15 protein-coding genes are annotated in these 17,755 nt (G+C 73.4%); 6 read left to right on the top strand and 9 right to left on the bottom strand.

Annotation, left to right across the window (positions count from 1 at the left end; genetic code table 11):
• Window positions 1-24: 24 nt before the first annotated feature.
• The 4 genes from ACSHV8_RS19075 to ACSHV8_RS19090 form a co-directional block, all read right to left on the bottom strand.
• On the bottom strand, window positions 25-1,131 hold the full coding sequence (locus ACSHV8_RS19075) for an NAD(P)-binding domain-containing protein (RefSeq protein WP_436534926.1): 1,107 nt from the start codon (window positions 1,129-1,131) through the stop codon (window positions 25-27).
• A gap of 188 nt (window positions 1,132-1,319) precedes the next feature.
• A complete protein-coding gene (locus ACSHV8_RS19080; protein WP_436534928.1) occupies window positions 1,320-1,781 on the bottom strand; it encodes a MarR family winged helix-turn-helix transcriptional regulator in 462 nt (153 codons plus the stop codon).
• A 419-nt stretch (window positions 1,782-2,200) separates the two neighbouring features.
• Complete coding sequence (locus ACSHV8_RS19085) at window positions 2,201-3,403, bottom strand: MFS transporter (RefSeq protein WP_436534930.1); 1,203 nt, start codon at window positions 3,401-3,403, stop codon at window positions 2,201-2,203.
• A gap of 112 nt (window positions 3,404-3,515) precedes the next feature.
• The gene (locus tag ACSHV8_RS19090; RefSeq protein ID WP_436534932.1) at window positions 3,516-3,971 is read right to left on the bottom strand and encodes a nuclear transport factor 2 family protein; all 456 of its coding nucleotides are present in this window, start codon (window positions 3,969-3,971) and stop codon (window positions 3,516-3,518) included.
• Here ACSHV8_RS19090 and ACSHV8_RS19095 point away from each other — a divergent pair.
• Window positions 3,931-4,734: a MerR family transcriptional regulator gene (locus ACSHV8_RS19095; RefSeq protein ID WP_436534934.1), complete on the top strand. Its 804-nt coding sequence runs from the start codon at window positions 3,931-3,933 to the stop codon at window positions 4,732-4,734. The genes ACSHV8_RS19090 and ACSHV8_RS19095 overlap by 41 nt on opposite strands.
• A gap of 18 nt (window positions 4,735-4,752) precedes the next feature.
• Here ACSHV8_RS19095 and ACSHV8_RS19100 read toward each other — a convergent pair whose 3' ends face one another.
• From ACSHV8_RS19100 to ACSHV8_RS19110, 3 genes are all read right to left on the bottom strand, one after another.
• A complete protein-coding gene (locus ACSHV8_RS19100; protein WP_436534936.1) occupies window positions 4,753-6,231 on the bottom strand; it encodes a hypothetical protein in 1,479 nt (492 codons plus the stop codon).
• Window positions 6,228-8,165: a GTP-binding protein gene (locus ACSHV8_RS19105; protein ID WP_436534937.1), complete on the bottom strand. Its 1,938-nt coding sequence runs from the start codon at window positions 8,163-8,165 to the stop codon at window positions 6,228-6,230. The genes ACSHV8_RS19100 and ACSHV8_RS19105 overlap by 4 nt, the downstream gene beginning before the upstream one ends.
• An 87-nt stretch (window positions 8,166-8,252) precedes the next feature.
• Window positions 8,253-9,080, bottom strand: a complete 828-nt coding sequence (locus ACSHV8_RS19110; protein ID WP_436534938.1) for an IniB N-terminal domain-containing protein — start codon at window positions 9,078-9,080, stop codon at window positions 8,253-8,255.
• A 230-nt stretch (window positions 9,081-9,310) separates the two neighbouring features.
• Between ACSHV8_RS19110 and ACSHV8_RS19115 the strand changes: the two genes are divergently transcribed.
• From ACSHV8_RS19115 to ACSHV8_RS19135, 5 genes are read left to right on the top strand one after another with little or no spacing between them, the layout of a single operon-like run.
• A complete protein-coding gene (locus tag ACSHV8_RS19115; RefSeq protein WP_436534940.1) occupies window positions 9,311-10,411 on the top strand; it encodes a hypothetical protein in 1,101 nt (366 codons plus the stop codon).
• Window positions 10,408-13,155 (top strand): LuxR C-terminal-related transcriptional regulator, encoded by a 2,748-nt coding sequence (locus tag ACSHV8_RS19120; protein ID WP_436534942.1) that lies wholly within the window; start codon window positions 10,408-10,410, stop codon window positions 13,153-13,155. The genes ACSHV8_RS19115 and ACSHV8_RS19120 overlap by 4 nt, the downstream gene beginning before the upstream one ends.
• Complete coding sequence (locus ACSHV8_RS19125; protein ID WP_436534943.1) at window positions 13,152-14,798, top strand: sensor histidine kinase; 1,647 nt, start codon at window positions 13,152-13,154, stop codon at window positions 14,796-14,798. The genes ACSHV8_RS19120 and ACSHV8_RS19125 overlap by 4 nt, the downstream gene beginning before the upstream one ends.
• A complete protein-coding gene (locus ACSHV8_RS19130; RefSeq protein WP_436534945.1) occupies window positions 14,798-15,154 on the top strand; it encodes a DUF742 domain-containing protein in 357 nt (118 codons plus the stop codon). The genes ACSHV8_RS19125 and ACSHV8_RS19130 overlap by 1 nt, the downstream gene beginning before the upstream one ends.
• Before the next feature lie 19 nt (window positions 15,155-15,173).
• A complete protein-coding gene (locus ACSHV8_RS19135; protein WP_436534947.1) occupies window positions 15,174-15,923 on the top strand; it encodes a cellulose binding domain-containing protein in 750 nt (249 codons plus the stop codon).
• A 33-nt stretch (window positions 15,924-15,956) separates the two neighbouring features.
• Here ACSHV8_RS19135 and ACSHV8_RS19140 read toward each other — a convergent pair whose 3' ends face one another.
• Entirely contained in the window at window positions 15,957-17,165 is a 1,209-nt protein-coding gene (locus ACSHV8_RS19140) for a glycosyltransferase (protein WP_436534949.1), read from the bottom strand.
• A 163-nt stretch (window positions 17,166-17,328) separates the two neighbouring features.
• Window positions 17,329-17,691 carry a hypothetical protein gene (locus ACSHV8_RS19145; RefSeq protein WP_436534951.1) on the bottom strand — a complete coding sequence of 121 codons (363 nt, stop codon included), beginning with the start codon at window positions 17,689-17,691 and terminating at the stop codon, window positions 17,329-17,331.
• Window positions 17,692-17,755: the final 64 nt, after the last annotated feature.

Below are 17,755 nucleotides of genomic sequence, written 5' to 3' on the forward strand. Positions count from 1 at the left end.
AGTGGTCCGACTCTGATCGCTCGATCACCCGGCCGGAGGACTCGCGTCAACCAGCCTTTCGAGCGGTTCCAGGTACTTGACGAGGGCCGCCACGGCCTCGCGGCCGGCCCGGTTGGCGCCGACCGTGGACTGCGACGGTCCGAAACCGATCAGGTGGACACGAGGGTCGGCGGCGACCTGAGTGCCGACCATGCGAATCCCACCGGCCGCGCTGCGCAACCCCAACGGATCGAGGTGGGCCAGGGCGGCCTTGAACCCGGTGGCCCACAGGATCACGTCCACACCGGTCAGCGTGCCGTCAGCCGCACGCACGCCGGTCGGCTCGATCGCCGTGAACATCGGACGCCGCTCCAGCGCCCCACGCTCCCGGGCCGCGAGAGCATAAGGCGTCCAGGCCAGCCCGGTGTAGGACACCACACTCCCGGTCGGGCGGCCGGCCTCGACATCGGCGATCACCTTGGCGATCGTCTCCCGGCCGGCGACCTCCGGCTCGAAACCGTCCGTGCGGAAGAACGGCACACGCCGCGTGTACCAGAACGTGGTCGCCACCCGCGAGATCTCCTCCAGCAACTGCACGGCCGAGATCCCGCCGCCGACGACCGCCACCCGCCGGCCCGCGAAACGATCCGCCGACACGTAGTCGTGCGTGTGCAACTGCAGCCCCTCGAACGTCTCCCACCCGGGATAACGCGGCCACACCGGATTCGTCCACGTGCCGGTCGCGTTGATCACCGCCCGCGCGGTCCACTCCCCTGCACTCGACTCAACCACAAGATCAAGACCCGCTTCCCGTACGGCCGTGACCGTCACCGGACGCACGATCGGCAGCCCCGAGACCCGCTCGAAGTCGGCGAAATACCGCGGCACCGCCGTGCGGCTCGGCTCGTCCGGGTCGATCGGCGGCTTCGGGAAGCGCGGCAAGTCGAAAATCCCGTTCACCGTCGCCATGTGCAGCGACTCCCACCGCTGACTCCACGCGCCGCCGGGGGTCGAGGACGCGTCGAGGACAATGAACGTACGTCCGCTGGTCTGATCTTTTGATGCGTCGGCGAAGCCGCGCCTCTTCAGGTGGTAGGCGGCGGAAAGTCCGGCCTGGCCACCCCCGATGACAACCACCGTGGCCCGCCGCATCGCCCCTCCTCCAGGTGCCCAGCTCATCGGTCCCGCTTCGGGTGGCCCGCTCATCGGGCCCGGCTCAGCTGGCCGGTCCATCAGGCCCGATTCGGGCGGCCCGCTCATCAAGCCGGGTTCACGGCGCCCGCTCATCGGGCCCGACTCGGGTGGCCCGCTTATCGGGCCCGGTTCGGGTGGCCGGGTCATCAGGCCTGCTCCAGGTGGGCGCGGAGTGCTGCGGCGATCTCGCCGGCGGCGGCGATCTGCGCCGGGGTGAGCGCGTCGACGAACAGCTCGCGAACGGCCTGCAGGTGCGGAACAGTAGCCGCGCGGAAAGCGTCGTTCCCGGCCGGGACCAGGACGATCTCGGCGCCGCGGCTGTCGGTGGCGCACTCCTCCCGCCGGATCAGGCCGCGACGCTCCATCCGCCCGAGGTGGTGTGAGAGGCGGCTGCGCTCCCAGCCGATCCGAACCGCAAGATCGGACGAACGCAGACGGCCGCCGTCGGTCTCGCTGAGCGCCAGCAGCACCGTGTAGTCGCCGGTGGAGAGCCCGGTGTCGGCCTGCAAACGCCCGGCCAGCCGCCCGCGCAGCGCCTCGGTCGTCTCGATGAACTCACGCCAGACGCGCAGCTCATCGCGTGTAGGCAGCTTCCGTGACCCGACCATGCAGCGCCTCCCTGATTGACACGTCAACGATATTGCGCCGTGATTGACACGTCCACTTCTGTGCCCGGCGATACAGTCCCCGACCGCCCGGGCCCACCGGTGCCGGCCGATCCGCAGTGCAGACTCCAGCCCGGCGACCGTCACTGCCTCTACGGCATCCTAGGAGGCTGGGTCGGTGGCCCTGCCCCTCAGAGGCGGCGGCCTTGCGGTCCCGGCTGGTGCTGACGGCTGCTTCCGGCCCCCGGCGACAGCCGTCAGCACCAGCTGGCATGCCGCTCCCGGCCGCATGCCTGACCCGCTGCGTCGCGGAAAGCCGGAGGCACTCATGAGGCCCAGCCACGGTTGCTCGCCGGCTCCCGAGAGTCCCCCTCGGCTCCCGAGCCTGTGGGGTGGGGGCGGGATTTGGGGTGGGGCGGGGCTTAGGACGTACGGGGAAATTGGGGTTTTGGGGGGTTTTTGGTGGGGAAGGCGGCTTGGCCGCGGAGCAGGACGATGGCCAGGGCGCAGGCGGCCAGGGCGGCGCCGGTGGCGGGGATTGCGGAAACGCCCGCGTGGTCGAGGACGGTGGCACCCAGGAGGGCGCCGCCGCCGATGCCGGCGTTGAAGGCCGACGCCGTGAGGCCGGAGGCCGCGTCGGGGGCTTCGGGGGCGACTCGCAACGCCGCGGCCTGCAGGAATACCGGCATGGTGCCGAAGGCCAGGCCGCAGATGGCCAGCGCCAGGATGGCCGATACGACGTCGGCGGCTACGGCGGCGAAGGCCAGGGCGGCGACCAGGGCGACCGTCGAGGTGAGCATCGACGGTCGCGGGTGGCGGTCGGCGATCATGCCGCCGAGGCCGATGCCGACGCCGTTGGTCAGGCCGTAGACCAGCAACGCCGGGCCGATCGCGGTCTCCGGAACGCCGGCGTGACGCAGGAACGTCGCTACGTAGGTGTAGAAGCCGTAGAAGCCGAGGCAGACCACGATCGTCGCCGCGATGACCGTGCCGGCGCCGGGGCGGCGCAGCACGCGGGTCAGGCTCGTCGCGGCGGCCGTGGTCGTGCCCGGCAGGGCCGGGAGCAGCCATCGGACCGCCAGCGCGAGGATCACGAACAGGCCGGCCAGCAGACCGAACGCGGTCCGCCAGCCGACCAGCAGGCCCAGCGAGGTGCCGGCCGGAACACCCGCGACGAACGCGATCGTGCCGCCGCCGAAGACGAACGTGGCCGCGCGGGCGGTGCGATCGGGCGGGGCCAGACGCGCCGCGTAGCCGACCGCGATCGCCCAGAACAGGCCGTGCATGAGGCCGCCGGCGATCCGCGCGGCCAGCGCCACCGCGAAGCTGCCGGCCAGCGCGGTGAGGGCGGCGCTGACCGCGTACCCGCCGAGTGCCCCGACGAGCAGCGGCCGGCGGGGAAACCGAGCGGTCAAGGCGCCCAGCGGCCCGGCGAGAAGAGCGACCATCAGCGCGTACGCCGTGACCAGCAACCCGGCGCGGGAAACCGGCACGTGGAAACTGTCGCTGATGGCCGGCAGGAGCCCGGTCGGCAGCATCTCGAACGTCACCGACAGGAACGCCGCCCCGGTCAGCGTAAACAACCCGACGAGCGGCCGGGCCGGGGTGACGGTGGATCGCGTCATGAACGCCTCCCTGGTCAGGAGGCGCCCTTGGGTCGGAGAAACCGGATGAGCGTGGCGGATCCTGGTCCGTCGCAGCGCCTCTCACCCGGCCGCCCCGACCGTAAGCCGCGCCCTATTTGATGTGCAAGCCGGTTAGCCGGCCGTCGCGTACGGTGAAGCGCTGGTCGAGGTCGGCGACGCCGCCGGGGAAATCACCCTCCAGGTGGATCGCGACGATCCAGTCGTCGCCGTCCCGGCGGGTGCCGGTCACCTCGGTCGTGTACGTGTAGGCGGCCGCCAACTGCTCCCGCCAGGAACGGATGGCCGCGCGGCCGGTGTACGTGCGTCCCTCGTCGGTGACCGTGGCGTCCTCGGCGAAGACGGCGGCGATGGTGGCCGGGTCGCCACCGGCGGCGGCGTCCAGGTAGGCGCTGATCGGCTCGGGCAACATGTGAATCTCCCTTTCGTCACGCCCCAGCGTGGCCGCTCCCCGCGGACGAGGGTCAAGCGCTGGACTCTCCCCCCGGGGGAGGGCGGACAATCGCGGGATGTCGCGGATGCTTTCGGTGGGCGAGTTCGCCCAGCTCACCCATCTGAGCGTGCGTACGCTGCGGCGCTATCACGACTCGGGGCTGCTGGTGCCGGCCCGGGTGGACGAGGCGACCGGGTATCGGTACTACGAGACCGGGCAGATCCCGGATGCCCAGGTGATCCACCGGCTGCGGGAGCTGGATCTTCCGCTGGCCGAGGTGGAGCGGGTGCTGCGCAGTCCCGATCCGGCCGAACGGGCCGGGGTGATCGCGGGGCATCTGCGACGGCTGGAAGAACAACTGGATCGGACCCGGCAGGCGGTGGCGTCGCTGCGGCAACTCCTGGAACCGCAGCCGGTGGCGGTGGAACTGCGGCGGGAACCGGCGCGGACCGTGGCCGGGGTGCAGGACGTCGTTGCCCGGGACGACGTGCTCGGGTGGTACGCGGGGGCCATGGCCGAGCTGGACGTGCTGGTGCCGGCGCCGGACGGCGTGCCCGGCGGGGTGTACGACAACGAGCTGTTCACCGAGGGGCGGGGGCGGGCGCTCGTGTATCTGCCGACGGCCGAACCGCCGGTCCGGGGGCGGGTGCGGGCGGTGACGCTGCCGGCGGTCGAACTTGCGGTGGCCGTACATGTGGGGGATCACGATGCGATCGAGGTGACGTACGGACGGTTGGGGCGATGGGTGGCCGAGCATTCGCTGGCAGTCGGTGGGCCGGTCCGGGAGACCTACCTGTGCGGGCCTCGGGACAGCGCGGATGCACGGGCCTGGCGTACCGAAATCGCGTGGCCGGTATTCGCCGTGGCCGCCGCCGGCTGACGCCCGTCGGGGCCTTGATCAGGGGGTCGGGGTGGCGAGGCGATCCAGGCGGTTGGCGATCAGGTCGCAGCTGCGCAGGACCGTTTCGGCGGCTCGGCGCTGGGGCGGGAGCAGGGCGTTTCCGTGGGCGAGAGCCTGCCATCGCTCGGCCGCGGCACCCGAGGCGGTCCAGATGTCGTCGGCGGTCGCGTCCGGGGACATGCCGAGCCGCTCGCCGACACTGGTACCGGCGCCGCCGAGCAGCCGGTTGGCGTCGGCCGCGTGATCGCGGGGCAGGTTGACCCGGCCGGCCCGCAAGGAGGCGAGCAGGCGCAACTCGCGCAGCTCGTGGGCCTCGGCGACGAGGAGTTCGACCTGGGCCAGCAGGTTCGCGGCGGGCGGGGTCCGATGGGTTCGGAGCAGACGGTCCAGGGTGGTCAGCGCGGACCGGGCCCGCAGCACCGGGCGACGGGCCGTGAACAGACCGGCGATCGAGGCCTGCAGATCCTTGAGGCCGCCGTGCTCCTGGAGACGTTCGGACAGGTCAGCGGCGCTGCCCGAGCCGGTCCGGCCCAGGGTGAGCGCGAGCCGGACACCACCGAGGCCGAGCCGCTGCAGGAGCCGGACGCGGCGCTGGGCGTCGACCGGGTGCAGGACGCCGGCCGCGGTGAACCGGTCGGTGGAGAGCAGGCACGGCTCGGACTCGGCCTTCGGCAGCGCGGCCAGGGCGGCGATCGCCTGGAACTCGTCCTCCCCCAGCGTCCGGGCGGCCGCCGCGACCAGTGGTGACACCGCCAGCACGTCCTGGGCGAGGGCGCTGACCCGCGGCTCGCGGCGGCGGCGCCGGGCGGCCTGCTTGGCGGTCAGCAGAGCGTCGACCCGGCCGCCGCCGGTGGCGTCGGCTCGGGAGAGCACGACGATGACGTGCACCGGAGGCATCAACCGGCCACGTAACGCCCGCAGGGTCTGCAGGTCGGCCTCGCCGAGCTGCGGAGTCACGTAGAGGAGCGCATCGGCGTCGGCCGCCGGGCCGTGCGTGTCGATCAGCTCGGTGCGGCGCAGGACGCGGCTGGGCCATTCGATCACCGCCCGGGCCGGGGTGCCCGGGCCTCCGGTGTGGTTCGGGTCCAGCCCACCGGCGTGCCGTAGGTCCAGCCCGCCGGCGTGGGCAGCATCGAGGCCGGCGGCGTGGCGGGCATCCGGGGTCAGGCGGAGGCCGGACTCGGTGCGGACCATCGGGATTTCGGTGTCGTGCCACCAGGCGCGCGGCTCGGTGCCGTCCCGGTAGGCCACCTCGCCGGCCCCCTCGACCGGCGCCAACTCCTCCCCGATCAACGCGTTGACCAGGGTGGACTTGCCGGAACGGGGTGGACCGGTCACGGCCAGCCGCAGCGGATCGGCCAGCCGGTCGAGCGTCGAACGCAGCAGCGCGGCGGCCGGCGGCACCGACCGGTAGACGTGGGCCGCCTCGTTGAGCAGCTGATACGTCCGCTGTTCGAGCTCCTCGTCGTCGATCACGCGCGGACGCCGCTCAGCGCCAGAGCCTCGGAGTGCAGCCGGGCCAGCACCGCGAGCTCCTCCTGGATCCGCCGGCTGTGCTGCTCGCGGGCGGCGACATCCTGATCGGCGGCGGCCTTGGCGTTGCGCAGCGAATCCATGACGATCTCCTGCAGGTCCTCGGTGACCGCGGTGAAGTGGTCACGCAGCGCCCGCTGCACCCGGCGCACACTGTCCCGGGCCTCCTTGTTGAGGCGCACGAAGACGTCGTCGACATGCCGGGCCACCAGGGCTTTCGCCTCGGCCTGCCGCTTCTTGAGCAGCGTCTTGCTCTCGTCGCGGATCGTCTTGCCGCCGAAGATCGCGCCGCCGCCGATCGAGATCGGGTTGATCAGCGACATCCCGGCCAGGCTGGTGACCAGGCCGAACATGACCACGCCGCCGTACGAGCCGCGCAGGCCGATGAACAGCTTCTGCCCCGGGCTGAACTTGGCCACCGGCGGCGCGTCCAGACCCGGCACGTGGTCGTCGCCGGTGTCCCCGGCCGCGACCAGCGCCGGCGGCGGCAGCACCTCGCCCGCCTCGGGCGGGAAGTGGCCGGCGACCCGGTGGGCCATCCACTCGCTGCGCTCGGCCAGCCAGGTCGTACTGGTCTCGGCCAGCTCCTGAAGGGACCGGCGCAGCCACGGCTCGAACTCGTCCCAGGCCTTGGCCGGGTCCGCGGTCACGAAGAACTCGTCGGCCTCGGCCAGCACCGCCCGGGTCCGCTCGCGCAGGTCGTGCTCCACGTCGGACATCAGGTCGCCGATCTCGTCGGACAGGCTGTTCTGCCAGCGGACGGCGCATTTGCGCAGGTCGTCGAGGCGGCGCTGGGTCGCGTGGAGGCGGGCCACGGCGTCCGGCACGCCGGCGTCGCGCTGGGCGGTCAGGTCCTCGCGCAGGGGGACGGCGAGCTCGTCGAGCGTGACCCGGGCCAGCCGGCTGACCGCCTCGCGGGCCAGCCGGTCGGGCTTGGCCGCCACCGTGCGCTGCAGGTGAACGATCAGGTCGGGAAAACCGGACTCGCCGTTGAGGCCGGTGTCGCCGGTCCGCAGCGCGTGCAGGCGCAGCGCCGAGGAGACGGCGGTGGTCGCCGCGGGAACGCCGGCGCGGGCCAGCCGGGTGCGGCTGTCGGCCAGCGTGCGTCGCCAGTCCACGGCGTAGTCGGTCTTGGTGAAGACCACCAGCAGACCCGGGTGGAAACGGGACAGACCCCGCAGCACGTCGAGCTCGGGGTCGGCGAGTCCACGGTCGGCCTCGCAGGCGTAGAGCACGACGTCGGCGGCAGCACTCCCGGCCAGGTCACCGGCGGCGCGCACGGCCCGGTCGGCCGAGCCCGGCAACCCCGGCAGCGGCGGGGTGTCGATCAGCACCAGCCCGCCCGCGAGCAGCGATCGAGGCACGGCCACCTCGGCGTGCACCGGCGAGCCGGCCGGAAGGCGAGCCGTGGTCTCGGCGATCGACGTGTCCAGCGTGTCCAGCCCGAGCGGGATCCGATCCTGCAGCCCGACCTCGGCGGTCCAGTCGGCGGTCGGCGAACCCCGGCGGACCAGGTACGCGCTGGGCGCGGCGGCGTGCCGGACCACGGTCGGGACGCCGGTGCCGGTCTCCGGGCACACCCCGGCGTTGATCAGGGCATTGATAAGCTGACTCTTGCCCTGCTGGGCAGCGCCGACCACCAGCACCCGAAGCTCCGGGTGCAGCAACTGGGCCCGGCGCCGCGACAGCCACTCGGCCATCTCGGACCGCCCGTGCCCGGTGCACGCCCGGATCGTCGAGTCGAGCACGTCGAGCCAGAGCAGGGCGCCGGAGGCTCGCAGCGGATCGGGTTCCGTCCGAGGGGACGGAACCCGCGGCGGCGGGACGAGGGAGGCCGGACCCGCATAGGCCGTGGGTCCGGCCTCCCAGTTCGTCATTCGCGCCCGCTCCGTCTCTCGTCCCGCGGGCTTGTCCCGCAGGATCTCGGCCCGCCTGCCCGGGGGGACCGTCCTGCCGGCTTACGCCTACAGGTGGAAGTCGCCCAGGAGACCGTGGGACGTGTCCTGAGTGGTGTCTCCGGTCGCCCCGGTCACCCCGCTGACGCCGTGCAGGACGTCGCCGACGGTGCCGGTGACACCGCTGACAGTGCCGGTGACGCCGGTGACGGTGTCGTGCACGGTGTCGGCCGGGTCTTGCGACAGCACATGTCCCAAATCCGGCGTAATCACCGTTCCGATCGATGAGGTTGCACCGCCGAGCCCGGCGCCGTCAAGGCTCGGGATGTGATCGAGGGGCACCGATGACGGAAGGTGGCCGATCGTGTCCACTCCGCTGTCGAGAGTGGGGGCCACGCCGGTGACGACGTGTTCGACCGGTGACACGGCGTGCTGGTTGACATGCTGGTCGAGGTGATAGTCCAGGTGCTGGGCCGGGTCGTCGCCGGCCGACAGGCCACCGACCCCGGTCCAGTTGAACGCCAGGTCGGAGTGGACCGAGGCGTCGGCCACGCCGATCGCGGCGGCACTGCCGAAACTGGCGTTGACCTCACCGTTCACGTGCGTGGCGGGGAACGCGACCTGCGCGGTGATCGCCTGCAGGTGCGACACCGCACCGGCGACGTCGAGGTTGGCCACCCCGGTCGTCAGGTCGTCGGCGCCGGTCAGCCCGTGCAGGCCGGTGACCGGGGCCGAGTCGACGACCAGCGGGATCACCTGCTGCACGTCGGCGGCGGTGATGTCGCCCAGGCCGGCCGCGTGCAGTGCCTGCTCGGGGTCGAGCTCGAACACCGAGCGGGCGGACGGGTCGTAGATCAGGTTCAGCACGAATTCCTGCAGCGTCGGAAACGCGTCCATGAGGCTCCTTCGAGTCGCGGCACCGGGGTCCGGCACCGCAATCCAACGTAGGTCCGGCGTCGCCTGTGGACATCGGGCCGCAACCCCCAATCCCGGCGTACGGTCGGCGGGTCCGGATTAGGGGGTTAGGGGATTCGCGTGCCGGATTTTTTGGGGGAGGTTCACAGCTCGGACATCTGGTACGAACGTCTCGACTCACCTGCCCGAACGGTGATGGATGGAGTGACGACGTGCCGTACGTCCTGGGGATCGACATCGGAGCCGGCAGCACCCGGGCCGCCGTCTGCCGGCGGGCCGACGGGCCCGGCCCCGGCTGGGGTCCGCCGCAGCCGGTCACGCTCGGCGTGCGGTCCCGGACGGTGTCGTCGGCCCTGGCGATGACGCCCGAGGGTGACGTCGTGCCCGGCGACCTGGGGCGGCACCCCGCCGAGAGCGCGGTCGGCGGCTATCTCCATCGGGTCGGCGACAGCTCGCCGATGCTGTTCGGCGGCGACCGGTTCCCGGCCCACGGCTTGGTCGCCGCGATGGCCCGCTGGGTCGTCGACCGGGTCTGGCAGCAGTTCGACGAGCCGCCCGAGCGGATCGCGCTGGCCTACCCGTCGGGCTGGGGGCACGGCCGGCTGCACCTCGTGCACGCGGCGCTCGGCGAGGCCGATCTGGCGCAGACCGCGCTGGTCACCCGGGCTCGCGCGGTGGTCGAGTGTCACCAGGCCGCGGGCCGGGTGCCACCGGCCGGCGGGCTCCTGCTGGCGTATCGGATCGGTGGCTCGACCTGCGAGGTGACGGTGGCCGCCCCGCGCGGACCGGGCCGGCTCGAACTGCTCGGCGGCGCCGAGCTGGAAGATTCCGCCGGCTTCGACGTGGAGGGTGCGACGGCGGCCGACGCCCGGGCCGTCCTGACGCCCACGGTGGACCTCGCCGTGCAGACCGTGCGCGACTGCCGGCTCGCACCCGGTGATCTTTCCGCGGTGTTGATCGCCGGGGGCTCCGCACCCGTATATCCGCATGTGTCGGATCTCTTGGCGGCCGCCTTCCCGGTGCCGGTGCTGCGTGACCAGGATCCGCCCATGACGGTGGCCGCCGGCGCCGCCCTGGCGGTGCGGCCGCAGGTGCGCCGGCCCGCACCCCGACAGCCGGCCGGACCCGGTCTGGCCGCCCCCGGTCTGGCCGGTCCTGGGCTGGCCGGTCCTGGGCTCGCCGGTCCTGGGCTCGCCGACCCCGAGCCGGTCGCGGTGGCGACCATCCCGACCGATGCCTGGCCGGAAGTCGTCCGCCACCGACCGGCCCGCCCGCCGGTCGCCGTCCCGGCTGTCCGGGCAGAGGGCCGATGAGCGCGCCCGTGATCACCGGCTCCCCCGCGACCGAGTTGCTCGCCCAGGTCGCCGCCGACCCGCTCGCGCCGCTGCGGGTCGCGGTCGTCGCGCCGGGCGGGTTCGGCAAGACCGAGCTGCTGCGCGAGCTGAACGAGGTGTGGCAGCGGGCCGGGGTGACGGTTACGACGCCGTGGCAGACGGCGCCCGCCACCGGCGAGCTGGTGCTGCTGGCCGACGACGCGCACCGGCTCGACCCGGCGGCGATCGGGGCCCTGCGGGCGTACGCGGAAAGGCCTGAAACCCGGATCGTCGTGGCCTGCCGTCCGTGGCCCCGGCCGGACGGTCTGTCCGAGCTGGTCGACCTGCTGCGCCGCACGCGGCCGGTGATCCGATTGACCGTGCTGAGTCCTGGGCAGATCCGGGACCGGCTGGGCGCGTCGAGTCCGGGGCAGATCCTGGAGCAGCCGGGTGCAGCGGTTTCCGCGCAGGTGCGGGAGCAGGTGGGCGGGGCCTCGTCCGAGCTGGTCGCGGCGGTGGCCGAGCTGACCGGTGGGGTGCCGCGTTACGTGGCCCGGGTCGCCGAGGCACTCACCGCGGCCGACGTCGCGGCGGGGCGGATGCCGGTCGCCGCGCTGGCCGGGTTCGCACCTGAGCTGGACGAGCTGGAACCGGATGTGCGCACGCTCCTGCTCGCGGCCGAGGCCGGCGCCGGGCTCTCGTTCGACCTGGTGGCGGCGTTGCTCGGGCGCGATGCGGGTGCGGTGGCCGAGCTGGTCGACGCGGGTCGGGCCACCGGTCTGCTCGCCGCCGACGGCACGCTGGTGCCGCTGGCCCGCCGGGCGATCGCGGCGCTGGGGCCGATCGGGCATCGGATCGACGTTCGGCAGCGGTTGGCCGCTCTGCAGCTGGCCCGGGGTGGCCCGGTGCTGCCGCTGGTCCGGCCGTTGTTGCGCGGTGGCGGCGCTGATCTTGGGGCGGACGGCTTCGACGGCGAGGACAGTGGAGCCCGCGCCGGAGGGCTCGACGGCGGCCTCGGAACGGTCGACAGCATGACCGGCATGAGCGGTAGCGGACTCAGCATGACCGGCGGCGGGCTTGGCATGACCGGTAGCGGGCTCGGCATGACCGGCGGCGGGCTTGGCATGACCGGTAGCGGGCTCGGCATGACCGGCGGCGGGCTTGGCATGGCCGGTAGCGGGCTCGGCCCGGTCTATGAGGCGGCCGGCGAGGAGGCGCTCGGCGACGATCCGCGGCTGGCCGCGGAGCTGTTCGCGGCGGCGGCCGGAGCGGGCCGGGGCACGGCGGCTCGGCGTGCGCTGGCCACCGCGCTCGCCGGCGACCTCGACGAGGCGTCCCGCCTGGCCGATCAGGCACTGGGGGCGGACACGCCGGAGCAGCGGGCCGAGGCGGCGTACGTCGCGGCGGTCGTCCTGACCCAGCGTGGTCAGGCGGCTCAGGCCGCCGCCCTGTACCGCTGGTCGCCCTCGGCTGTCTCCGCGGCCTTCGGAGTGGTCGCCCTGATCGGTTCCGGTCAGGGAGTCGGAGCTGCGACGGGCCAGGCCGGGCCAGGCGGCGGCGCGGCCGGGCCGGGTGATGCGCCGCCGACGCTGCTCGGGTCGGCCGCCGCACTGATGGCCCGGGGGATGGCCGAGTCGATCGGTGGCGCTCCCGCCGCCGCACTCTCCACGCTGGTGCAGGCGGCCACGATGATCGCACCGGCCGGGCCGGCCGTGCTGCTGGCCGACACGCCGGCGGCGCTGGGGGCGACGATCGCGCTGCACTGCGCCGAGCTCGACACGGCCGACGCGCTGCTGGCCCGGGCGGCCGAGACCGGCACCGGCGGCGCGCTGCTGGCCGACCGGCACCGGCTGCTGCGGGCCTGGGTGCTGATGTTGCGCGGCCAGGTCGGCGGGGCCCAGGCGATGATCCTGGGCGGATGCGCCGGGCGGGACCGGCTGTTCGCCGGGGCGCTGCGGGTCGGGCTCAGCCGCGAGGTCGGCGATCTGGTCGGCCTGCGCAGCGCCTGGCCGGACGCGTGTCACGCGCTGATCGGCCAGCCGGTCGACCTGTTCACGCTGCTGCCGTTGGGCGAGCTGACGGTGGCCGCCGCGCGGCTGGGCGAGCAGCATCGGGTCGCCGGGCACCTGGCCGAGGCCGACCGGCTGCTCGGCGCGCTCGGCGATCCCCCGCTGTGGAGCGCGCCTCTGCACTGGAGCCGACTGCACGCCGCCGTGCTCGCCGAGGACCGGACGGCGGCCGAGCGGCACGCGCGGGCGTTGATGGGGGTGCGCGACTTCAGTCCGTACACGAAGACGATGGCGACCGCGGCGGAACGCTGGCTCGACGTGCTGGACGGCCCGGCCGGGCCGGACGCGGTGATCGACGCCGCGCACGGTCTGAGCGCGCTCGGCCTGATCGGTGAGGGCGCGCGACTGGTCGGGCAGGCGGCGATCCGCACCACCGATCGCAAGGCGATGACGCTGCTGCTGGAGTGCGCCCGGCAGCTGCGGGAGCAGGTCGCCGGCCCGGGTCCGAGCGCGCCGCCGCCGGGCTCGCCGAGGCTGTTGAGTGAGCGCGAGCGCGAGGTCGCCGCACTGATCCTTTCCGGACTGACGTACAAGCAGATCGCCGAGCGGCTCTACCTCTCGGCGAAGACCGTGGAACATCACGTCTCCCGGATCCGCCAGCGCCTCGGGGTCACCGGGCGTCCGGAGCTGCTGAGCCGGCTGCGTTCCCTGATCGACCCGGAGGAAGAGCGATGAGCACGCGTACGAGGGTGATCACCGGCCTGGCATTGCTGGTCGCGCTCTGGGTGGCGGCGGCCGTGCCGGCCTTCACCGAGGCACGCCGGGTGACGTCGGCCCGCACCACCGCGACCGATCTCGTCGGCCCGGCCGGTGCGCTGGTCCTGGCTCTGGAGACCGAGCGTCGGCTGTCCGTGGCCGGCGATTCGGCCAGCGAGATGGCGGCCCAGCGGGTGCACACCGATCACGCCCGGCAGGAGTTGTCCGACGCGCGGAACTCCGGGAGTGGCTGGCTCTCCGGTTCGGATGCGACGCGGCAGGCCGACGCGCTGCTCGACCGCGCCTCGCGGCTGCCCGGGCTCCGCACGCAGGTCGACGCCAAGGAGTTGACCGGGGTGAAGGCGGCCGACGCCTACACCGCGCTGATCGACCCGGTCGGCCGGGAGACGCCGACCGTCTACCCCGATCAGCTCGGCGACCGGGCGCCCGGCCTGTCCGCGCTCAGCCGTTCCCGCGAGTTGCTGGCCGAGGAGGACGCGCTGCTCGCCGCCGTCTCCGGGCAAACCAAGATCAACGACCTTGAGCGCGTACGTCTTGTCCGGCTCGCCGGTGCCCGCCGGGAGCTGCTCGCGGCGTCCGGGGTGAGCGTGCCCGCCACCGCCGGCGACGAACTCACCACGGCGGAGGACGCGGCCCTCGCCGGTAAGGGCGGATCGGCCTGGTCCACCGCGTACAACGCGGCCAACACCGCGCTCTGGGAGTTGCAGAACGGCAGTGTCCGGACCGCGGCCGACGCCGGGACGAACCACGCGGTGCTGGTGGCCGTCCGGGCCGGGGTGGTCGGCGGCGTCGGGCTGATCGCCGTCATTGCCGTGCTCCTGCTGGCCTGGCGGTCCGGAACCGGTCGGGCGGCCCCGCGCCGGGCCGCGCCCCGGACGGCCGCGCCGGACCGGTCCGCGGGCCTCGACCCGCTGCTGCGCGACCTCGAACGCCGCAACCAGGGCCTGGTCCACCGGCAGTTGCGGCTCCTGGACACCCTGGCGCGGCGCGAGTCGGACGACGACGCGCTCGGCGACCTGTTCCGCGCCGACCACCTGGCCAACCGGATGCGGCGCAACCTGGAGAAGGCGATCATCCTCTCCGGCGGAACACCGGCCCGCCGCTGGCACGAGCCGGTGCCGCTGACCGAGGTGGTCCGGGCCGCGGCCGCCGAGATCAGCGAGTACGACCGGGTCTCCACCGCCCGGATCGAGCCGGTCACCCTGGACGGCGCGGCCGTGACCGACCTGATGCACCTGCTGGCCGAGCTGATCGAGAACGCGGCGACGTTCGGGCCGGCCGAGACCCGGGTCGGTGTGTCGGGTGAGCACCTGGCTGACGGCTACCGGATCACGGTCACCGACGTCGGGCCGGGCATGACCGCGGACGACCTGGCGACCGCGGCCCGGGTGATGGACGAGCCCGATCCGCCGGCCGGGGGCACGTGGTGGGGGCTGTACGCGACCGGCCGGTTCGCCGCCCGGCACGGCATCGGGGTCCGGCTGGCCAACGGTTTCGACGGCGGGCTGGTCGCCGAGGTCGTCCTGCCGGTGCACCTGACCGGCGCGCTCACCGGCGACAACGAGACCACCCTGGACGACCTGGAAGCGGTGACCAACTGATGTGTCCGGTCGAGGAGATCTGGTACGACGACGAGGCCGGCCCGATCGTGCGCCTCTACATGCGGGTCGGCGGCCGGACGAGCGGGCCGCGCGACGGGTTCGACCTGAGCGCGATCGTCCATCGCGTGCCGGGTGTTCCCGAGCCGGACGACCTCTCCCCCGACCAGCAGGCCACGTTACGGCTGCTCCGGCGGCCGATCGCGCTCTCCGAGGTCGCGGCCCGGCTGGGACTGCCCCTCGGCCCGGCCCGGCTGCTGCTGGCCGACATGCGGGACGCGGGCCTGGTCGACGTACGCCGCCGGGACGCGCCGCCGGACGTGCTGGAACGGCTCCTCAGCGGCCTGAACTCACTGTGATGCCGACCGGAGGGAACTGATGAACGACACCGGAACGCGGCGGCGGCGCTCGCTGTCGGTGGTGGTGCTCGACGGGATGCTGCGGCTCTACTCGGCCATGCAGTCCGGGCCCACGCCGACCCCGAAGGTCCGCGAGCCCGGGCGGCGCCGCGGCTTCGGACGCTGGGCTCTGATCGTCGCCGCGGTCGCCGCTCTGGGCGGCACCGCCCTGCTGGTCGTGGTCCTGGCTCGGGGCGGCGGCAATCCGGCGGCGCCGCCCGATCCGGCCGCCGCACTTCCCGGGCCGCCGTCGCCGCCGGCCGCCGCCCAGGCCTCGCCGGTGGTGTCGGTCCGCACCTCGACCTCGGCGGCGTCCAGCCTCGGGCCGGCGGCGACCGCGACCAGGTCGTTCGCGAGCGCACCGGTGACGTCCCGCTCGGTGCCGGTGACCGAGGCGACGACCGTGCCGCTGACCGCGTCCTACGGGACCTCGTCGGTCACCGGAGGACTGCTCGGCTACAAGATGACCGTGACCATCGCCAACCCGGGCGCCACCGCGAAGGACGGCTGGGCCCTCGCGGTGACGCTCCCCCGGTCGACGCTGCGGGTCACCTCGGTCACCGGGGCGACCGCCACGCAGGACGGCTCGACCTGGACGTTCGCCCCCGACGCGACCACCGGCCAGGTGGCGGCCGGCGGGTCGGTCGTGGTCACGTTCGGGGTGTCCGGCGCCACCCTGATCGACGCCGCACCCCAGTCCTGCACCATCGACGGCAACCCCTGCGCATGAGCCGGCCCGGCGGGGTGGCCCGCCGGGTCGGGGCTACTTCGGGTTGAGGAGGAGGCGGGCGGCGGTGGTGGCACCGTGCGGGTCGATCCGGTCGGCGACGGCCTGGGCCCGTACGCGGAAATCGGGTTCGAGGGTTTGGGAAAGCGCCTCGGCCAGCGATTCCGTGGTCGGGGAGGAGCCGTCATGGGCCGTGCCGATGCCCAGCTCGGCGATCTTGGCCGCCCAGGACGGCTGGTCGGCGATGTGCGGCACGATGACCTGGGGCGTTCCGGACTTGGCGGCCGTGTGGGTGGTGCCGGCGCCGCCGTGGTGGATGATCGCGGCCACGCGCGGGAAGAGCGCCTGCTGGTTGATCTCGCCGACGACGAAGCAGTCCGGGGCGGTGTCGATCGCGGTCAGGCCGGCCCAGCCCCGGGCGAGGACGACGCGGCGGCCCTGGGCGCGGACCGCTTCGATGCCGGTCCGGGCGATGTCCTTCTGCGTGTACGACGCCATGCTGCCGAAACCCACGTAGACCGGCGGTTCCCCGGCGTCCAGGAACGCTTCGAGGTCGTCCGGGAGGGGACGCTCGTCGGGCAGGAACCACGCGCCGGTCTGCACGACGTCGAGTTCGGTGCGGCCCTCGGACGGGCAGAGCAGCGGGTCGGCGGCGAGCCACGGCCGGTCGGTGAAGACGTAGTCGCGGACGTTGTCGATCGGGGGCAGACCGATCTCGGCGCGGTGCTGGTTGACCGCGCCGCCGTAGAGAGCGTTGACCCGCTGCGCGTCCTGCTCCCACTTCGTCTTGAGGTCGGTCTCCTCCGGGTCCGACGGCGTGCCCGGGCGGCGTCCGGGGGCAGAGTGCCGCGACGGGAGTCCGAGCAGGTGGAAGGTGGCGAGCACGTACCGGATGCCCAGTTTGTCGGCGACGTCCCGCGCGCCGGCCGGCATCAGCCCGGTGGCCAGGATCGCGTCGCACCCGTCGGCGGCCTTCATCAGCGTCTCGAACCGGGCCGCGACCAGTGCCGGCGCGAGCCGGAAGGCTTCTTCCCGACCGGGCGGCGTCGGCCCGGCCACGATCGAGCGGACCGACGGACCGAGGGGTACGTGCGGCACCCCGGCCCGGGCCAGCAGGGTCACGAAATCGTCGTCCGGTGGGGCGGCCACGGACGCCTCGGCGCCCTCGTTCCGCAACGCCACCGCCAAGCCTGCCAGCGGCTCGACATCACCGCGCGACCCCCACGTCGTCAGCAACACACGCATTCTTGCGACTCCCGTTTCCGCAGGTCTCCGGCTTCCGACCGATGATTCTGCGCCCTGGACCGGGCCTTGCGGCAAGCCCCCTGCTGCGATATACGTTGATAGTGGAAGGGGTCGGCTCGGGCACATGGGCTTGACTCTCACGCCGGCGTGAACCCTTAGTGCTTCAGTTCTGAAGTCCTTCGGGGGTTGACTGTTGGGGGTCTGGAAGGGGGCTGTCGGTGATGGGGCTGATAAGGACGTCGCAGACGAAGTCGAGTGCGTCTTCGGTGGTGCCGCTGAACCAGTGCTGGTCTTCGTAGCTGTTGTTGCTGGCCCGGTAGGTGGCCAGGTGCCAGCGGTGGGCGGATCCGCTGTAACGCAGTCTCATTACCGGTAGCTGCTGCCCGCCGGTCAACTCGACAGTGACGTAGGCGAACTGACCGCGGTAACGCACGTCCACTCCGGCCAGCTGCGGCCAGCTCGCCTTGGCCTGTGCCCTCAGCCGCTGCGGCAAGGACGTCTTGGTGGAAGCAGGGATGACCGGCATATCCACATCCTGCCGCCTCCGGCGTGTCCTACCGGCTTGCGGCACGCCCGGCCCGCATCCTCGA

Source organism: Actinoplanes sp. HUAS TT8 (genome assembly GCF_051380535.1).
GTDB lineage: Bacteria > Actinomycetota > Actinomycetes > Mycobacteriales > Micromonosporaceae > Actinoplanes.

Coding starts and splice junctions, on each gene's coding strand:
- ACSHV8_RS19130 (WP_436534945.1), top strand. CDS start 14,798: ATGTGTCCGGTCGAGGAGATCTGGTACGACGACGAGGCCGGCCCGATC.
- ACSHV8_RS19125 (WP_436534943.1), top strand. CDS start 13,152: ATGAGCACGCGTACGAGGGTGATCACCGGCCTGGCATTGCTGGTCGCG.
- ACSHV8_RS19110 (WP_436534938.1), bottom strand. CDS start 9,080: ATGGACGCGTTTCCGACGCTGCAGGAATTCGTGCTGAACCTGATCTAC.
- ACSHV8_RS19080 (WP_436534928.1), bottom strand. CDS start 1,781: ATGGTCGGGTCACGGAAGCTGCCTACACGCGATGAGCTGCGCGTCTGG.
- ACSHV8_RS19140 (WP_436534949.1), bottom strand. CDS start 17,165: ATGCGTGTGTTGCTGACGACGTGGGGGTCGCGCGGTGATGTCGAGCCG.
- ACSHV8_RS19095 (WP_436534934.1), top strand. CDS start 3,931: ATGTCGCGGATGCTTTCGGTGGGCGAGTTCGCCCAGCTCACCCATCTG.
- ACSHV8_RS19075 (WP_436534926.1), bottom strand. CDS start 1,131: ATGCGGCGGGCCACGGTGGTTGTCATCGGGGGTGGCCAGGCCGGACTT.
- ACSHV8_RS19135 (WP_436534947.1), top strand. CDS start 15,174: ATGAACGACACCGGAACGCGGCGGCGGCGCTCGCTGTCGGTGGTGGTG.
- ACSHV8_RS19105 (WP_436534937.1), bottom strand. CDS start 8,165: ATGACGAACTGGGAGGCCGGACCCACGGCCTATGCGGGTCCGGCCTCC.
- ACSHV8_RS19120 (WP_436534942.1), top strand. CDS start 10,408: ATGAGCGCGCCCGTGATCACCGGCTCCCCCGCGACCGAGTTGCTCGCC.
- ACSHV8_RS19085 (WP_436534930.1), bottom strand. CDS start 3,403: ATGACGCGATCCACCGTCACCCCGGCCCGGCCGCTCGTCGGGTTGTTT.
- ACSHV8_RS19145 (WP_436534951.1), bottom strand. CDS start 17,691: ATGCCGGTCATCCCTGCTTCCACCAAGACGTCCTTGCCGCAGCGGCTG.